The 13,172-nt window shown below is 60.2% G+C and carries 14 protein-coding genes, 1 tRNA gene and 1 pseudogene; 10 read left to right on the forward strand and 6 right to left on the reverse strand.

Features of this window, described 5'->3' with window-relative positions:
* Window positions 1–49: 49 nt before the first annotated feature.
* Window positions 50–1,453 (reverse strand): L-serine ammonia-lyase, encoded by a 1,404-nt coding sequence (locus ACD590_RS10360; protein ID WP_026230502.1) that lies wholly within the window; start codon window positions 1,451–1,453, stop codon window positions 50–52.
* A 447-nt stretch (window positions 1,454–1,900) separates the two neighbouring features.
* Between ACD590_RS10360 and ACD590_RS10365 the strand changes: the two are divergent.
* Window positions 1,901–2,338 (forward strand): annotated as a pseudogene (locus ACD590_RS10365) (VOC family protein).
* Window positions 2,339–2,341: 3 nt separating this feature from the next.
* Here the strand turns inward: ACD590_RS10365 and ACD590_RS10370 are convergent.
* Both ACD590_RS10370 and ACD590_RS10375 read right to left on the reverse strand, forming a co-directional pair.
* Entirely contained in the window at window positions 2,342–3,538 is a 1,197-nt protein-coding gene (locus tag ACD590_RS10370; protein WP_439002521.1) for an acyltransferase family protein, read from the reverse strand.
* Between the two features lie 104 nt (window positions 3,539–3,642).
* Window positions 3,643–3,765 (reverse strand): hypothetical protein, encoded by a 123-nt coding sequence (locus ACD590_RS10375; protein WP_427148533.1) that lies wholly within the window; start codon window positions 3,763–3,765, stop codon window positions 3,643–3,645.
* A gap of 95 nt (window positions 3,766–3,860) precedes the next feature.
* Here ACD590_RS10375 and rpiB point away from each other — a divergent pair, with 95 nt between their 5' ends.
* The 3 genes from rpiB to ACD590_RS10390 all read left to right on the forward strand — a co-directional run bounded on the left by rpiB (window position 3,861) and on the right by ACD590_RS10390 (window position 6,319).
* The gene (gene rpiB / locus ACD590_RS10380) at window positions 3,861–4,310 is read left to right on the forward strand and encodes a ribose 5-phosphate isomerase B (protein ID WP_168319105.1); all 450 of its coding nucleotides are present in this window, start codon (window positions 3,861–3,863) and stop codon (window positions 4,308–4,310) included.
* Between the two features lie 255 nt (window positions 4,311–4,565).
* Window positions 4,566–5,330, forward strand: coding sequence for a DUF599 domain-containing protein (locus ACD590_RS10385; RefSeq protein WP_439002522.1), 765 nt, complete (start codon window positions 4,566–4,568; stop codon window positions 5,328–5,330).
* Window positions 5,330–6,319 carry a heparan-alpha-glucosaminide N-acetyltransferase gene (locus ACD590_RS10390; protein ID WP_439002523.1) on the forward strand — a complete coding sequence of 330 codons (990 nt, stop codon included), beginning with the start codon at window positions 5,330–5,332 and terminating at the stop codon, window positions 6,317–6,319. Before ACD590_RS10385 ends, ACD590_RS10390 begins: the two co-directional genes overlap by 1 nt.
* Before the next feature lie 24 nt (window positions 6,320–6,343).
* Here the strand turns inward: ACD590_RS10390 and ACD590_RS10395 are convergent, their stop codons facing one another.
* Together ACD590_RS10395 and mgtE are read right to left on the reverse strand one after the other, a co-directional pair.
* A complete protein-coding gene (locus ACD590_RS10395; protein WP_018242133.1) occupies window positions 6,344–6,736 on the reverse strand; it encodes a MerR family transcriptional regulator in 393 nt (130 codons plus the stop codon).
* Between the two features lie 63 nt (window positions 6,737–6,799).
* Window positions 6,800–8,215, reverse strand: coding sequence for a magnesium transporter (gene mgtE / locus ACD590_RS10400; RefSeq protein WP_018242134.1), 1,416 nt, complete (start codon window positions 8,213–8,215; stop codon window positions 6,800–6,802).
* Between the two features lie 242 nt (window positions 8,216–8,457).
* On the opposite strand from mgtE, the gene ACD590_RS10405 reads away from it, so the two are divergent.
* From ACD590_RS10405 to ACD590_RS10415, 3 genes are all read left to right on the forward strand, one after another.
* The gene (locus ACD590_RS10405) at window positions 8,458–8,952 is read left to right on the forward strand and encodes a peptide deformylase (RefSeq protein ID WP_112903218.1); all 495 of its coding nucleotides are present in this window, start codon (window positions 8,458–8,460) and stop codon (window positions 8,950–8,952) included.
* 83 nt (window positions 8,953–9,035) lie between these two features.
* The gene (locus ACD590_RS10410) at window positions 9,036–9,545 is read left to right on the forward strand and encodes a BON domain-containing protein (RefSeq protein ID WP_130652457.1); all 510 of its coding nucleotides are present in this window, start codon (window positions 9,036–9,038) and stop codon (window positions 9,543–9,545) included.
* Between the two features lie 322 nt (window positions 9,546–9,867).
* The gene (locus ACD590_RS10415) at window positions 9,868–10,233 is read left to right on the forward strand and encodes a hypothetical protein (RefSeq protein ID WP_018242137.1); all 366 of its coding nucleotides are present in this window, start codon (window positions 9,868–9,870) and stop codon (window positions 10,231–10,233) included.
* 82 nt (window positions 10,234–10,315) lie between these two features.
* Here the strand turns inward: ACD590_RS10415 and lipB are convergent, their stop codons facing one another.
* Entirely contained in the window at window positions 10,316–11,035 is a 720-nt protein-coding gene (gene lipB, locus ACD590_RS10420) for a lipoyl(octanoyl) transferase LipB (RefSeq protein WP_130652458.1), read from the reverse strand.
* Between the two features lie 182 nt (window positions 11,036–11,217).
* On the opposite strand from lipB, the gene ACD590_RS10425 reads away from it, so the two are divergent.
* From ACD590_RS10425 to ACD590_RS10435, 3 genes are all read left to right on the forward strand, one after another.
* Window positions 11,218–11,302: transfer RNA gene (locus ACD590_RS10425), tRNA-Leu, on the forward strand.
* 97 nt (window positions 11,303–11,399) lie between these two features.
* Entirely contained in the window at window positions 11,400–12,350 is a 951-nt protein-coding gene (locus tag ACD590_RS10430) for a DMT family transporter (RefSeq protein ID WP_018242140.1), read from the forward strand.
* A 97-nt stretch (window positions 12,351–12,447) separates the two neighbouring features.
* Window positions 12,448–13,152: a hypothetical protein gene (locus ACD590_RS10435; RefSeq protein WP_439002524.1), complete on the forward strand. Its 705-nt coding sequence runs from the start codon at window positions 12,448–12,450 to the stop codon at window positions 13,150–13,152.
* Window positions 13,153–13,172: the final 20 nt, after the last annotated feature.

The raw sequence follows: 13,172 nt of genomic DNA on the forward strand, positions 1-13,172 counted from the left end.
ATCCTTTTGGCAGCGAGCGTCAAGCTTCAAGCATCAAGCATCCACAAACTCAGCATTCGACGACGTTGACGGCGAGCCCCCCGGTCGAGGTTTCCTTATATTTCTCGCTCATGTCATGCCCGGTCTGGCGCATTGTTTCGATGCAGGCGTCGAGCGGCACGAAATGTTGGCCGTCGCCCTTGATGGCGAGCGAGGCTGCCGTGACGGCCTTGACGGCGCCGAGCGCGTTGCGCTCGATGCAGGGTACCTGCACCAGGCCCGCGATCGGATCGCAGGTCATGCCGAGATGATGTTCGAGCGCGATTTCGGCGGCGTTCTCGATCTGCTCCGGCGTTCCGCCCATGACCGCGGCAAGGCCCGCGGCAGCCATTGCCGCTGCCGAGCCCACCTCGCCCTGACAGCCGACCTCGGCGCCGGAGATCGAGGCATTGTGCTTGATGATGCCGCCGATCGCAGCGGCCGTCAGCAGATAGTCGCGGATGCCGTTCTGGTCCCAGTCCTCATGGAAATGCTCGTAGTAGCGGATCGTCGCCGGGATGACGCCGGCCGCGCCGTTGGTCGGCGCCGTGACGACGCGCCCGCCGGCTGCATTCTCCTCGTTGACCGCCATCGCATAGACGCTCAGCCAGTCATTGGCGAGCAGCGGGTTGATGCGGTTGCTGCGCCATTCCTCTTCCAGCTTGTCGTGAATCCTGCGGGCGCGCCGCTTGACGTTGAGGCCGCCGGGCATGATGCCCTCGACCTTGAGGCCGCGCTCGATGCAGGAGCGCATCGCCTCCCAGATGCGGTCGAGCCCCTGATCGAGCTCCTCTTGGCTGCGCTGGCTCTCCTCATTCGCCCGCTTCATCTGCGCGATCGACAGCCCGGAGCGCGCCGCCATCTCGAGCATCTGCTTGGCGGTGGAGAAGGGATAGGGCACGCGCGTCCCACCAGCCGCGTTTTTCTTCGCCCGCATCTGCTCCAGCTCGGTGTCAGTGACGACGAAGCCGCCGCCGACCGAATAATAGATGCGCTTGACGAGCAGCCGGCCGTCCCTGTCATAGGCGGAAAAGACCATGCCGTTGGCATGCCCCGGCAGCGGCTGTTTCTTGTCGAAGATCAGGTCGGTTTTCGGCTGGAACTGATAGCCGGGATGGCCCTCCGGCATGATGCGGCCGGTGCGCTCTACCGTGTCGACGATGCCGTCCATTTTGTCGGGATCGACGCTGTCGGGCGCCTCGCCCATCAGCCCGAGAATGACAGCCCTGCCCGTGCCGTGGCCGATACCGGTATGGGCGAGCGAGCCGTGCAGGCTGACCTTGATCGCTGTGACCTGTGCACCCGATGACGGGCGCGGCCATTCGTTCGACAGGATCAGCTCGAGAAACCGGTTGGCCGCCGACATCGGACCCATCGTGTGCGAGCTCGACGGCCCGACACCGATCTTGAAGACATCGAATACCGAGAGAAACATGGGTGCGCCTTCTGAATATGAGGATGCAAGCTTAAGCGAGGCCGGTTTCGAATCCGTGCGGCGCACCGACATCGCATGGAGCCGGTGCGACATTCGGACTGCAGACTAGAGCGCCGCGACTCCAATAGGACGCGCTAGCACGTTGAGCTTGCGCATAATCCTTTCCGAAAATCGAATCCGATTTTCGGAATCGCGATCTGGCCGTAAGCGCTGGGGTGATGAAGACTATGCGGCGGAAGAACTGGTTGCCTTATCTTGACAGTCTGCACCGGCTCCCAATGTCCTACAGACGTCGATGCAACAGGACTGACGGAGGCCGGCCTGGACAGCGCCCGGCAAGTTGAACTCCTTCGTTGATGCGGGCTCCCCGGATGGGGGTCGGGCAAGGTTGAGAAACCTGTCCGTTCTTAGACTAGACGACACCTTGCAGATTGGGAGATTGGACTTATGGCGCTCAAACGGATGGACAACATCGGAATCGTCGTCGAAGACCTCGGAGTGACGATTGATTTCTTTCGCGAACTCGGCCTCGAGCTCGAAGGGCGGGCCACGATCGAAGGAGAATGGGCCGGACGTGTCACTGGACTGGGCGATCAGCATGTCGAGATTGCCATGATGCGCACGCCGGATGGCCACAGCCGGCTCGAGCTCTCCCGCTTCCTCACCCCGCCTGTCGTCGAGGATCACCGCAATGCCCCGGTGAACGCTCTAGGCTACCTCCGCGTCATGTTCACCGTAGACGACATCAATGAGACGCTTGAAAGGCTCCGCAAGCGCGGCGCGCAGCTCTTAGGCGACGTAGTGGACTATTAAGACACATATCGGCTCTGCTACATCCGCGGGCCTGAAGGGCTTCTCATCGGACTCGCCCAAGAACTCAGCTGAGCGCTATGCGCGAAGCTTCCCGTTGCGATTATCCTGAATGACCGTGCCGTCGACGGCATCGGGTTCGGGCGTCGTCGAGATTTGTCGTTGATCGGCCATGGTTGAAGTTGCGCCGCTCAGCAGGCGCTTTTCGATCTCTTGCAGGTTGAGGATCGCGCGGTCCATTTGACCAGCCGGAGTTTCGCGCGAAACCATCCGCAAGCGATTATCCTGCCATAGCTGGACCAGCCGCCGCCGGCCGGGAACCTCGATCGTCTCGTGGATGAACCATGCCCCGATTGCCGCAACGAAAAGCGTCACCACGATGAGCGCCGGTTCTGGCATCAAGGCATCAAAAGTCAGACGCGTCAGGAACATTATGGGCACATGGAAAAGGTAAAGTGAAAAGCTGATCCTCCCTAGAAACCGCACCGGCCCAGCTGCCAGGACATGTGCAGCGATGGGTGGCTGTCGAGCGACGAGCCCGACAATGACGGCCGCGGCCACCGCACTTTGCAGGCTCCAAAATTCAGGGGTAAAGCCCGACGAGACATGCCTGTAAGTGAAGAACACCGCCAGAAGGAAAAGCGTTAAAATTCCTGTGAGGGCAGATGGATTCCATCTATTCCAATGGGAATGCATCATCCCGGCAATTGCGCCGAAAAGAAAGTAAGGAAGCTTGGAGACGAGCATTATTCCCGGGCCTGGCAATTCAACCAGGCCATCCACGACGACGACCACCGTGAGGCCAACAATCACGCCGCTATAGCGGTGCGGTCGGGCCAAGCAAAGCCACAGGACAGGAAAGAGCAGATAGAATTGGATCTCGGGTGGTATTGACCAGAAAACACCACTCGAGCCGAGAAGAAAGACATGACGCACAAAATCTGTGACGCCAACGATAGGCTGAACAAAATGCAGATTTTGCATGATCGACAGCATCGCCACGAAAACGACCGCCGCCAGGTAAACCGGATAGATGCGAGCAAAGCGGCTCACAAGAAAATCCAACACGTTTTCTCTCGTCACCGGCCGTGAACCATAGAGATGAGCCATCAGGAAGCCACTGAGAGCAAAAAACAAACCGACAGCTTCGTCGCCCAGCGTCACGAGATGCGGCGCTGTGATTGGAAAGATAAAGCCAATATGGGCTTCAACGACCAGAAGCGCAGCGACACCGCGCAGGCCATCGAGACTGGGAATGTAATCCGGCCGGCTCATGGGTCACTTTTGAATCAGGTTTTCAGTCCTGAACAATTGGCTATCACGACTTTACAAGCGGTTAACGCGGTGCCCTGCCCGTGCACCTCTAGACTGGCGTTACGCTAAAGCATGTCGCGCAAAACTGTGCAGCGGTTTTCCGACAGCGACATGCGTAAAACAAAGGCCTCAAGCGCGAGGAGCGGATCTGAAAGATCGCGCCGCTCTAACTCTTTCAATCCCCGCATGGCGCTTTCCGATAATCGATTCCGATTTTCGGACTGATGCGCTAGGGTGCATCTTCAAGACGGCAAATTGCTTTGGAAATCGGGACCGCTTCTCCATGACAGCCACCAACCGCATCGCCCTCTCCAGCGACCACGCCGCCATTCAGCTCCGGCAGGCCATTGCCGGTCATATCGCGGCGCAAGGCTGGATAGTGGTCGATATCGGGCCGACAACGCCGGAGAGCACACACTATCCTAAGCACGGCGAAGCGGCCGCGCGTCTCGTCGCCTCCGGCGATTGCCGGTTTGGCATCATCCTATGCGGCACCGGCCAGGGCATCATGATGGCGGCGAACAAGGTAAAGGGCATCCGATGCGGCGTCTGCGTCGACACATTCTCAGCCCGCATGATCCGCCAACACAACGATGCCAACATGCTATCGATTGGCGTCCGCGTGGTGGGCGAAGGGCTGGCGCTCGATATCGTGGATGCGTTCCTGACCGCCCAGTTCGAAGGCGGCCGGCATGCAACGCGGGTGGAGATGATTGAGGCGCTAGAGGGGTAGCACTGTCCTCTTCTTCTTCTTCTTCTTCTTCTTTGGGTCCCGCCCCGAATCTCCAAGCTGACGGATCACCGCATTGCTACATTTAGGTCCAGAAGATGCCGGTCGGCTATCCACCAAGCCTCGTCGTTTCCCGACGACTCGATTATGCCGAACTGCCGCATGGCCAAAAGCCCGCGTCAAGCCGCCCAACTCGGCCATGCGGCAAAATCCAACTTGCGGCATACTGGCCGCATTCATGCGGAGACTGGATCACTGATGACGACGGCGGACTATATCGCTCTGGCTTTCTTTGCCTGGGTCTGGGTGGCCTATTCCTGGCTGCTGCATGGCCGTGCCTTCTTCGGACGCACCAGCCTCACCCATGCGATGACCGAACGGCGCCGGGAGTGGATCTATAATTCGCTGCGCCGCGACCTGAAGATGATCGACACGCAGATCATGGCCGGCCTGCAGAACGGCACCGCCTTCTTCGCTTCGACGTCGATCTTCGCGATCGGCAGCTGCTTTGCTTTGCTCGGCGCGACGGAGAAGGTCGACGCCGTCTTCGCCGACCTGCCCTTCGTCTTCCATGGCGGCCATGCCGTCTTCGAGATGAAGGTCGGCGGGCTGGCAGCGCTTTTCGGCTATGCCTTCTTCAAGTTCGGCTGGTCCTACCGGCTCTTCAACTATTGCACCATTCTCTTCGGCTCGATCCCGATGATGCGCGACAGCGAGCGCGACATCATCGCCGCCGAGCGGGCCGCCGAACGCGTCATCCGCATGAATGTCATTGCCGGCAGCAATTTCAACGAGGGCCTCAGGGCGATCTTCCTGTCGATTGGTTATCTCGGCTGGTTCATCAACCCTTATGTCTTCATGATGACGACGGCGATCGTCATCTTCGTGCTGGCACGGCGGCAATTCTTCTCGGAGGCGCGACTGGCGATCATGGATGCCGGCCCGCCATCAAATCTCCACCTTTCTGCTATTCGCCGCGATATGCCGTCGAGCGACGGACGTGATTTGCCCGAGGGACTTTGATGACATTGCCGGCAACGGAAACCGATGCGGCGGCAAGGCCACCGCGCATCGGTCTATTGGATACGGCGCGCGGCGTCGCGCTGATCGCCATGGCGAGCTACCATTTCAGCTGGGACATGGAGTTCATGGGCTATCTCGCGCCGGGCACGGCCGAGACCGGCTGGCTGAAGATCTATGCCCGGGCGATCGCCACGACTTTTCTCTTCATCGTCGGCATCAGCCTGGTGCTGTCGAGCAAGCCCGAGATTCGCTGGCCCTCCTTCTGGAAGCGCTTCGGCATGATTGCCGCGGCAGCCGCGGTGATCTCGATCGCCACGCGCATCGCGGTGCCGGACGAGTGGATCTACTTCGGCATCCTGCATTGTATCGCGGTGCTCGCGCTCATCGGCATTGTTTTCTTGAGACTGCCGCTGGCCCTCACCCTCATCGCCACGCTCGCGCTCTTTGCCGCCTGGATCACCGACAATTTCGGCCCGCCCGGCCTGCTGCGCTCATCCTTCTTCGATCCCCGATATCTCGCCTGGATCGGCCTTGCGGTGATGCCGGAACGGTCCAACGACTACGTGCCGCTATTTCCCTGGGCAACGCCCTTCTTCGCTGGATTGAGCATCGCCTCGATCGCCATCAGAACCCGGCTGCTGCACCGGCTTGCCGCCATTGGCACCGGCTCCTGGTGGCCGGCAAGGCTTGGCCGCCACAGCCTTGCCTTTTACCTCATCCACCAGCCGGTGTTGATCGCTATCGCCTATGGGCTGTCCCTCGTCGTCCCACCGCAGGCGCCGGATCCGGTTGCGACTTACCTAAGGCAATGCAACGCCTCTTGCGTCATGCAGCAAGGCGAAGCGCTCTGCCGCAGCTTCTGCCGGTGCACGCAGGAGAAATTGCAGGCGCAGGCCCTGTTCACGCCGCTTCAGGCGGGCACGATCGATATACAGAACGACGAGCGGGTCCAGACCATTGCCGCCGAATGCAGCGCCGAGGCTGAATGAATTCGCCGACAATACGGCGCGTGATCAGGTGGTGACGCCGATTTCGGCGAGGCGGCCGAGGCAGGTCTCTTCGATAGCGTCGAGTTCCGCCAGCGTGTCGTCGATATCCTTGCGCTTCTGGCGCAGGTCGTCGCGCTTCTCGTCGACGCGCTTCATCAGGAGCTTCAGCTGGCCGAGTTCGCCCGGCGGCTCCTTGTAGACCTGGATGATCTCACGGATTTCGGCGATGGTGAAACCGATGCGCCGGCCGCGGAGGATTTCGGCGATGAGCCGCCGGTCGGCTTGCCGGAACAGACGGGTGCGCCCGCGCCGCTCCGGATGGATCAGTCCCTCGTCCTCGTAGAAGCGGAGCGTGCGCGTCGAGACCCCGAATTCGCGCGTCAGCTCCGTTATGCTATAAAACTTGTTCACCGGCATGTGTTCCCCGTCGTCGGACAGACGATAATATTGACTTTTACGTAATAGTCAATTTTTGGCGGTTCAGATGCCGAACCACCATGTGGCGATGCCGAGAAAGGCGAAGAAGCCGGTGCAGTCCGTCACCGTCGTGACGAAGACGGAAGAGGCGATCGCCGGGTCGGCCCCCATCTTGTCGAGCAGCAGCGGCAGCAGGATGCCGGCAAGGGCTGCCGCTATCAGATTGATGATCATCGCCGCCGCAATCACCCCGCCGAGCTGGTAGTCGTGGAACCAGGTACCGGCGATCGCGCCCATGATCGTCGCAAAGACGATGCCGTTCAAGATGCCGACACCCGCCTCCCTGCGGATGATGCGGCCGGCATTGTAGATGTCGAGATCGCGAGTGGCGAGCGCGCGCACCGTCACCGTCATCGTCTGCGTACCGGCATTGCCGCCCATCGAGGCGACGATCGGCATCAGCACCGCGAGCGCGATCATCTTCTCGATCGAGGCGTCGAACAGGCCGATGACGCTTGCCGACAGCATCGCCGTGCCGAGATTGATCAAAAGCCACAGGAAGCGCGAACGCACCGTCGACAGCACATTGTCCGACAGCTCTTCGTCGCCGACGCCGCCGAGGCGCTTGATGTCTTCGTCCGCCTCCTCGTGGATGACGTCGACGACATCGTCGATGGTCAGCACGCCGACCAGCCGGCCGTTTTCGTCGACGACGGCAGCCGAGAGAAGGTCGTACTGCTCGAAGAGCTGGGCCGCCTCCTCCTGGTCCATCTCGGCCGGAACCGGATGGTTGGTCTCGCGCATGATCTGCTCGATCTTCGTCTGCCGCTTGGTGCGCAGGATCTGGTCGAGATCGACGGCGCCGAGCAGCTTGAAGGTCGGATCGATGACGAAGATCTGCGAGAAGGAATAGGGCAGATCCTCCTCGTCGCGCATGTAGTCGATCGTCTGGCCGACTGTCCAGAACGGCGGCACGGCGACGAATTCCGTCTGCATGCGGCGCCCGGCCGAGCTTTCGGGATAGTCGAGCGCCCGGCGCAGCCGCACCCGTTCGGTAAACGGCAGCTGGGCAAGGATTTCCTCCCGGTCTTCCTTGTCGAGGTCCTCGAGAATGTAGACGGCATCGTCCGAATCGAGCTCGCCGATCGCGGCGGCGATCTGCGCGTTCGGCATCTGGTCGACGATCTCGCGGCGGATCGCCTCGTCGACCTCGGTCAGCGCCGTCATGTCGAAATCGTCGCCGAGCAGGCGCACCAGCGCCAGGCGCTGATCCGGCTGGATCGATTCCAACAGGTCGCCTATTTCCGATTCATGCAGGCGAGCAACGTTCTGACGCAGGAACAGCGTGTCGCGATCGGCGATCGCAGCACCGACGAGCGCCAGGAAATCGCTGCGGACATTGCCGTCCTCGTCGTAGATATCAGCGTCCTCGTCATCGGGACGCCTGCGGATTCGGTCTTCCTCATCGGTCGTCGTCATCTGCCGCCCTCGCATCTGGTTCGAATTTCAACGACTGCCGCGCCGCATTCGCAAATGTCGGCTGAAAACACATTATCAACAAGCGGATAAGCGAATCCTGCGCGAGGCTCCCGCAGCCGGAATTCTTGGCCCCTGCTAGCCCAAAGCACCCGTGTCGTAAAGCGGCAAACTGCGCTTCGTGATGACAATGCTCGTGGCCGGCGATAGTTTCCTCACCCGTCCAAGCAGAGGAAGCCTGCCCCATGCCCATCCGTCCAATTTTGCGCTATCCACATCCGGGCCTGAAGACTGTCTGCGCACCGGTGACGGCCTTTGATTCCTCGCTCGCCGCGCTTGCCGACGACCTGCTGGTGACGATGCGCGCTGCCCCCGGCGTCGGTATCACCGCCGCCCATATCGGTGTCTTCAACCGTGTCACCGTGCTGGAACTCGACAAGGCCGACGGCGTGCGCCTCTACGTCAATCCTCATATCACCTGGTTTTCGAAGGAGACGATTAGCCATACCGAAGGCAGCGTCTCCATGCCCGGTGCGACCGACGAGGTCACGCGCCCGCGGGCGATCCGCTTCCGCTATCAGGATGCCGAGGGCGCCATGCACGAGGACGGTGCCGAAGATTTCCTTGCCATCTGCATTCAGCACGAGGTTGACCAGCTCGACGGCATTTTCTGGCTACAGCGCCTCTCACGGCTGAAACGCGACCGTCTCGTGAAAAAATGGGAGAAGGCCCAGGGCTGACAATCACGGCCGACAAATCGCCGTCCATGCCGAACCATTCGCCGTTGCCGGCGTTTCCAGCAAAGAAACAAGGAGCGACTGCAATGGCAAGAATCGGTGACAAGCCCCCGATTTCCCGGGAAAAGCCTGAGCTTTCCCGGGAGGAAGATTATCGCGACCTCGAAGAGCGCAATCTCGACGACGGCTGGCCCTATGCCGACGGCAGCGGCGCCGACCCCGCCAACCGCCCTTATGGCGAGACCGCAGCCAATTTCGACAGCGATCCCAACAAGGGCTTCCGGGTCGATGGCACGGATGAGGACGGCAACGAGAATCGCCTGAAGGATTCGCTGCGCGCCGATACGATCGACCGCGATGAAAGCGACGATCTCGAAGCGCGGGTGAACGACAATCTCGAAAACATTCCTGAGGTCGACATCGACAGCATCGAGGTTCATGCAGATGGTCACGTCGTCACCCTGGAAGGGTCGGTGGAGACGATCGGCATCGCTCGCAAGGTCGAACTCGGCGCGCTTTCGGTCGATGGCGTCCATCATGTCCGCAACAAACTGCAGCTGACCGGTGTCGATGCGCATATCCCGAACGACGACTGACTTCCACGCCCAAGGCGCAGATCACCAACCGAAGGCGGGCTGCCGCCTGCCGTTGGTGATCTTTCCCAATATTACCAAAAGTTAACAATTTACGATTGCAGCACCAGCTGTCTTATTCGTGACACCAATCGCCTATTTTTGTTAGGCGGCTTCTGTCACGCGAACGTCAATTTCGTTGACAACACTGTGATTTCATTTGGACAAAAGGTCGCGGGTGCGTCGCCATATTATCACAAAATTGCCTGAATTGGGGCGCGAACTCGTGTGTGCCGGGGGTTAGTTTATGTTGTGGAATTCAACAGCAGATTGAGGAGATAGACCCATGCGCATCAAATTTGCCCTTGCCGCGTCCCTGTTCGCCGTCAGCCTTGCAGGCGCTGCCTTCGCCCAGCCGACCTATTCCGACGACTACACCAACGACAGCGACGGCTTCGCGCCGAGCCCCACCTCGAAGCCGGCCCCAGTGCACTACAGCAGCCGCAAGGCTCCGTCCTATTCCAGCGACTACACCAATGACAGCGACGGCTTCGCACCGAGCGCCATGGCAGCCCCTGCCGTCGACAAGACCGCAACGGCCAGCATCACGCCGCTGCCCCCATGCCATAGCATGATCGGCCCGAAGGGCTCCCATACCAAGGGTGCCGACAGCGGCGCTTCCCGCACTGAAGCATGCCGCGCAACCCATTGATCCGATAAAAGAAAGGGCCGGAAACCGGCCCTTCTCTTTTTCAATCCATCTCTAGACGCTCGGCGAGCCGTTCCCCAAAGGGTCAGGTTTCTCCCATCGTTTCCCCGAAAACCGCTTCGAAGGCCGTGCGCAGCCGGATATCGACATCAGCCATCATCACAGGCAGGCCAAGATCGACGAGGCTGGTCACGCCATAGGCTGATATCCCGCAGGGCACGATGCCGCCGAAATGATCAAGATCCGGATCGACGTTGAGCGACAGTCCGTGGAAGGTCACCCATTTCCGCAGCCTTATGCCGAGAGCGGCGATCTTGTCCTCGGCCATCGTCCCATCGGCCAGCAACGGCTTTTCCGGCCGGCGCACCCAGACGCCGACGCGATCTTCACGTCGCTCACCGCGGACATTCATCATGTCGAGCGTGCGGATGACGACATCTTCAAGGGCAGCGACAAAGGCGCGCACGTCCTGGCGCCGCCTTTTCAGGTCGAGCATGACATAGGCGACGCGCTGGCCGGGTCCATGATAGGTATATTCACCGCCACGCCCTGTCGCAAAGACCGGAAACCGGTTCGGCTGGACGAGGTCCCTCGCATTGGCGCTGGTGCCGGCAGTATAGAGCGGCGGATGTTCGACGAGCCAGACGAGTTCATCGCCGCCATCTGATATCACCGCCACCTCGCGCTCCATCGTCTCCACCGCCTCCTCATAGGGAACGAGGCCATCGGCGATGCGCCAGCGTACCGGCCGGGTTCCGAGTCGGGGAAGCATAGAGAATTCGAGATCGGTGCGAAGCATGGTCATTCCTTGCCGCTCTCCCCGAAATGCCTGCGAAAAGGGGGCGGCAGGACAGCTATATGGACCTGTTTCGGGGCCAATTCAAATGCTGTGAGCGGTTTTCAAAAAAACTGTCATATCGCCCTTGTGCACCCCAGATGCTTTTGCTACATGCTGCCCCGCCGACGCAAATCGGCACCTACCACGATGCGGTCGTGGCGGAATTGGTAGACGCGCAGCGTTGAGGTCGCTGTGGGGCAACCCGTGGAAGTTCGAGTCTTCTCGACCGCACCATTTCCCTTCAGGGAAACGCTCTCTAAGCGATGATTTCGATTTCACCTCGAAGCTATTTGCGGTTGCTTGGCTTGATTGCCTGGCTTTCCCGTGATTGATGGCGTCATCCTCGCAAGAATCAGCAGCCATGTCAGAGCCCCATCAAAATTCCCTGCAGGGCATGGCCATCATGTCCGGCGCCATGCTCATCCTGCCGACCATGGATGCGATCGCCAAATACATGGCGACCTTCGAGGCGATGTCGCCGGGCCAGGTGACCTTCTACCGATTCTTCTTTCAGATCGCCTGTACCCTGCCGATTCTTTTCGCCCTCTTCGGGCTTAAGGCGCTTTCGGCCAAACGGCCATGGATGAATCTGCTGCGCGGCGTGCTGCATGGCGCTGCGAGCCTGCTTTTCTTCGTCGCCGTCAAATACATGCCGCTCGCCGATGTCTTCGCCATCTATTTCGTCGAGCCCTTCATGCTGACCGCGATGTCGGCACTGTTTCTCGGCGACAAGGTCGGCTGGCGGCGCTGGATGGCGATCATCGTCGGCTTCGGCGGCGCAATGATCGTCATTCAGCCAAGCTACGAGATCTTCGGGCTGAAGGCGCTGCTCCCGGTCGCCTGCGCCTTTCTGTTCTCGCTCTATCTCTTCCTCAACCGCGCCATTGGCGAGGCCGATTCGCCGCTGACCATGCAGACGATGGCCGGCATCGGCGGAACGATCTTCATGGCGGCTGCGCTTTTCGTCGGAAACAGTTTCGGCAATGCCGATTTTGCCGTCTCTCTGCCCTCCTCCGGTCTCGGCCTTATCCTGCTTCTCGCCCTCGGCTCGATCTCGGGATATGCGCATATGCTCGTGGTCCGGGCTTTCCGCCTCGCTCCGCTGTCGCTGCTTGCGCCGTTCCAGTACTTCGAGATTATCTCGGCGACCGTTCTCGGCTATGCGTTGTTCAACGATTTCCCGAGCTTTTCCAAATGGATCGGCATCTTCATCATCGTTGCATCAGGCCTTTTCATCATCTGGCGCGAGCGGCTGCAGGCGCAAACGTTAAAATCTTCCTGACCTCGGGAATATCAGATTAACTCCTCTTCTTGAGGGATCGTCAATTCGCAGGCGCTAAAACTGTCTCCGGTTTCATGATGAAGCCTGGAGTTAAAACATGAGCGAATTTCGTCTCGCTTTTCCGGCCTGTGTCGTGGCCGGCAAGCATCGGCTGACGGCCGAAGATATAGTACTGCTGCGCAAACATAGTTTTCCGGAGGGTATCCGGACATCCGACGACGTCGTGGCGATGTTGGCGCTCAACAATTCCTGCCCTGAAAAATGTGCCGACTGGAACGCTTTCTTCGTGGAGCAGCTCGCCGGTTTCATCGTCCATTACACCTATCCGCAGGGCTCGCTGGATGAAATCAACGTCGCCTGGATCATGCGCATGTTCACGACCAATGGTGTCGTCAACTCGGCGCTCGAGCTCGAGCTCATTCTCCACGTTATGGAGATTTCGACCGATGTCCCAGTTGAGTTGAGAGCGCTTGCCCTCGATCAGCTTCGTGTGGCGATCACCGACAATATCGGTGGCTACAAGCTGTCGCGCGCCATCGATCGCCGGGGCATCACCCGCCAGGACGTCGACTACGCAATGCGCATCTTCAGAAGCGTCGCCGAAGGCGGCATCATCCCCGTCTCGTCGGTCGAATACGGCGTTCTCCAGCAGATCGAGCAGGCAACGCTGTCCGGCGCCAATCATCCGCACTGGGCGGGGATCATGGCTGCCGTCGAGCTGCGCGATTATGCCGAGCCGCGTCGCAGCCGCTGGCTGCGCATCGTCGACGAGGAACCTGTCTCCGAAGCTGCCGTCGCCTGACGCTCCGCAAGCCTGATTGT

It is taken from the genome of Rhizobium sp. 862_C5_N1_2 (genome assembly GCF_051811205.1).
Classification (GTDB): Bacteria; Pseudomonadota; Alphaproteobacteria; order Rhizobiales; family Rhizobiaceae; genus Rhizobium; species Rhizobium leguminosarum.

Bases quoted from the DNA above. Each gene is read 5' to 3' on its own strand.
- ACD590_RS10360 (WP_026230502.1), bottom strand. From the start codon at position 1,453: ATGTTTCTCTCGGTATTCGATGTCTTCAAGATCGGTGTCGGGCCGTCG.
- ACD590_RS10370 (WP_439002521.1), bottom strand. From the start codon at position 3,538: ATGAGCCGGCCGGATTACATTCCCAGTCTCGATGGCCTGCGCGGTGTC.
- ACD590_RS10375 (WP_427148533.1), bottom strand. From the start codon at position 3,765: ATGCGGGGATTGAAAGAGTTAGAGCGGCGCGATCTTTCAGATCCGCTC.
- rpiB (WP_168319105.1), top strand. From the start codon at position 3,861: ATGACAGCCACCAACCGCATCGCCCTCTCCAGCGACCACGCCGCCATT.
- ACD590_RS10385 (WP_439002522.1), top strand. From the start codon at position 4,566: ATGACGACGGCGGACTATATCGCTCTGGCTTTCTTTGCCTGGGTCTGG.
- ACD590_RS10390 (WP_439002523.1), top strand. From the start codon at position 5,330: ATGACATTGCCGGCAACGGAAACCGATGCGGCGGCAAGGCCACCGCGC.
- ACD590_RS10395 (WP_018242133.1), bottom strand. From the start codon at position 6,736: ATGCCGGTGAACAAGTTTTATAGCATAACGGAGCTGACGCGCGAATTC.
- mgtE (WP_018242134.1), bottom strand. From the start codon at position 8,215: ATGACGACGACCGATGAGGAAGACCGAATCCGCAGGCGTCCCGATGAC.
- ACD590_RS10405 (WP_112903218.1), top strand. From the start codon at position 8,458: ATGCCCATCCGTCCAATTTTGCGCTATCCACATCCGGGCCTGAAGACT.
- ACD590_RS10410 (WP_130652457.1), top strand. From the start codon at position 9,036: ATGGCAAGAATCGGTGACAAGCCCCCGATTTCCCGGGAAAAGCCTGAG.
- ACD590_RS10415 (WP_018242137.1), top strand. From the start codon at position 9,868: ATGCGCATCAAATTTGCCCTTGCCGCGTCCCTGTTCGCCGTCAGCCTT.
- lipB (WP_130652458.1), bottom strand. From the start codon at position 11,035: ATGACCATGCTTCGCACCGATCTCGAATTCTCTATGCTTCCCCGACTC.
- ACD590_RS10430 (WP_018242140.1), top strand. From the start codon at position 11,400: ATGGCGTCATCCTCGCAAGAATCAGCAGCCATGTCAGAGCCCCATCAA.
- ACD590_RS10435 (WP_439002524.1), top strand. From the start codon at position 12,448: ATGAGCGAATTTCGTCTCGCTTTTCCGGCCTGTGTCGTGGCCGGCAAG.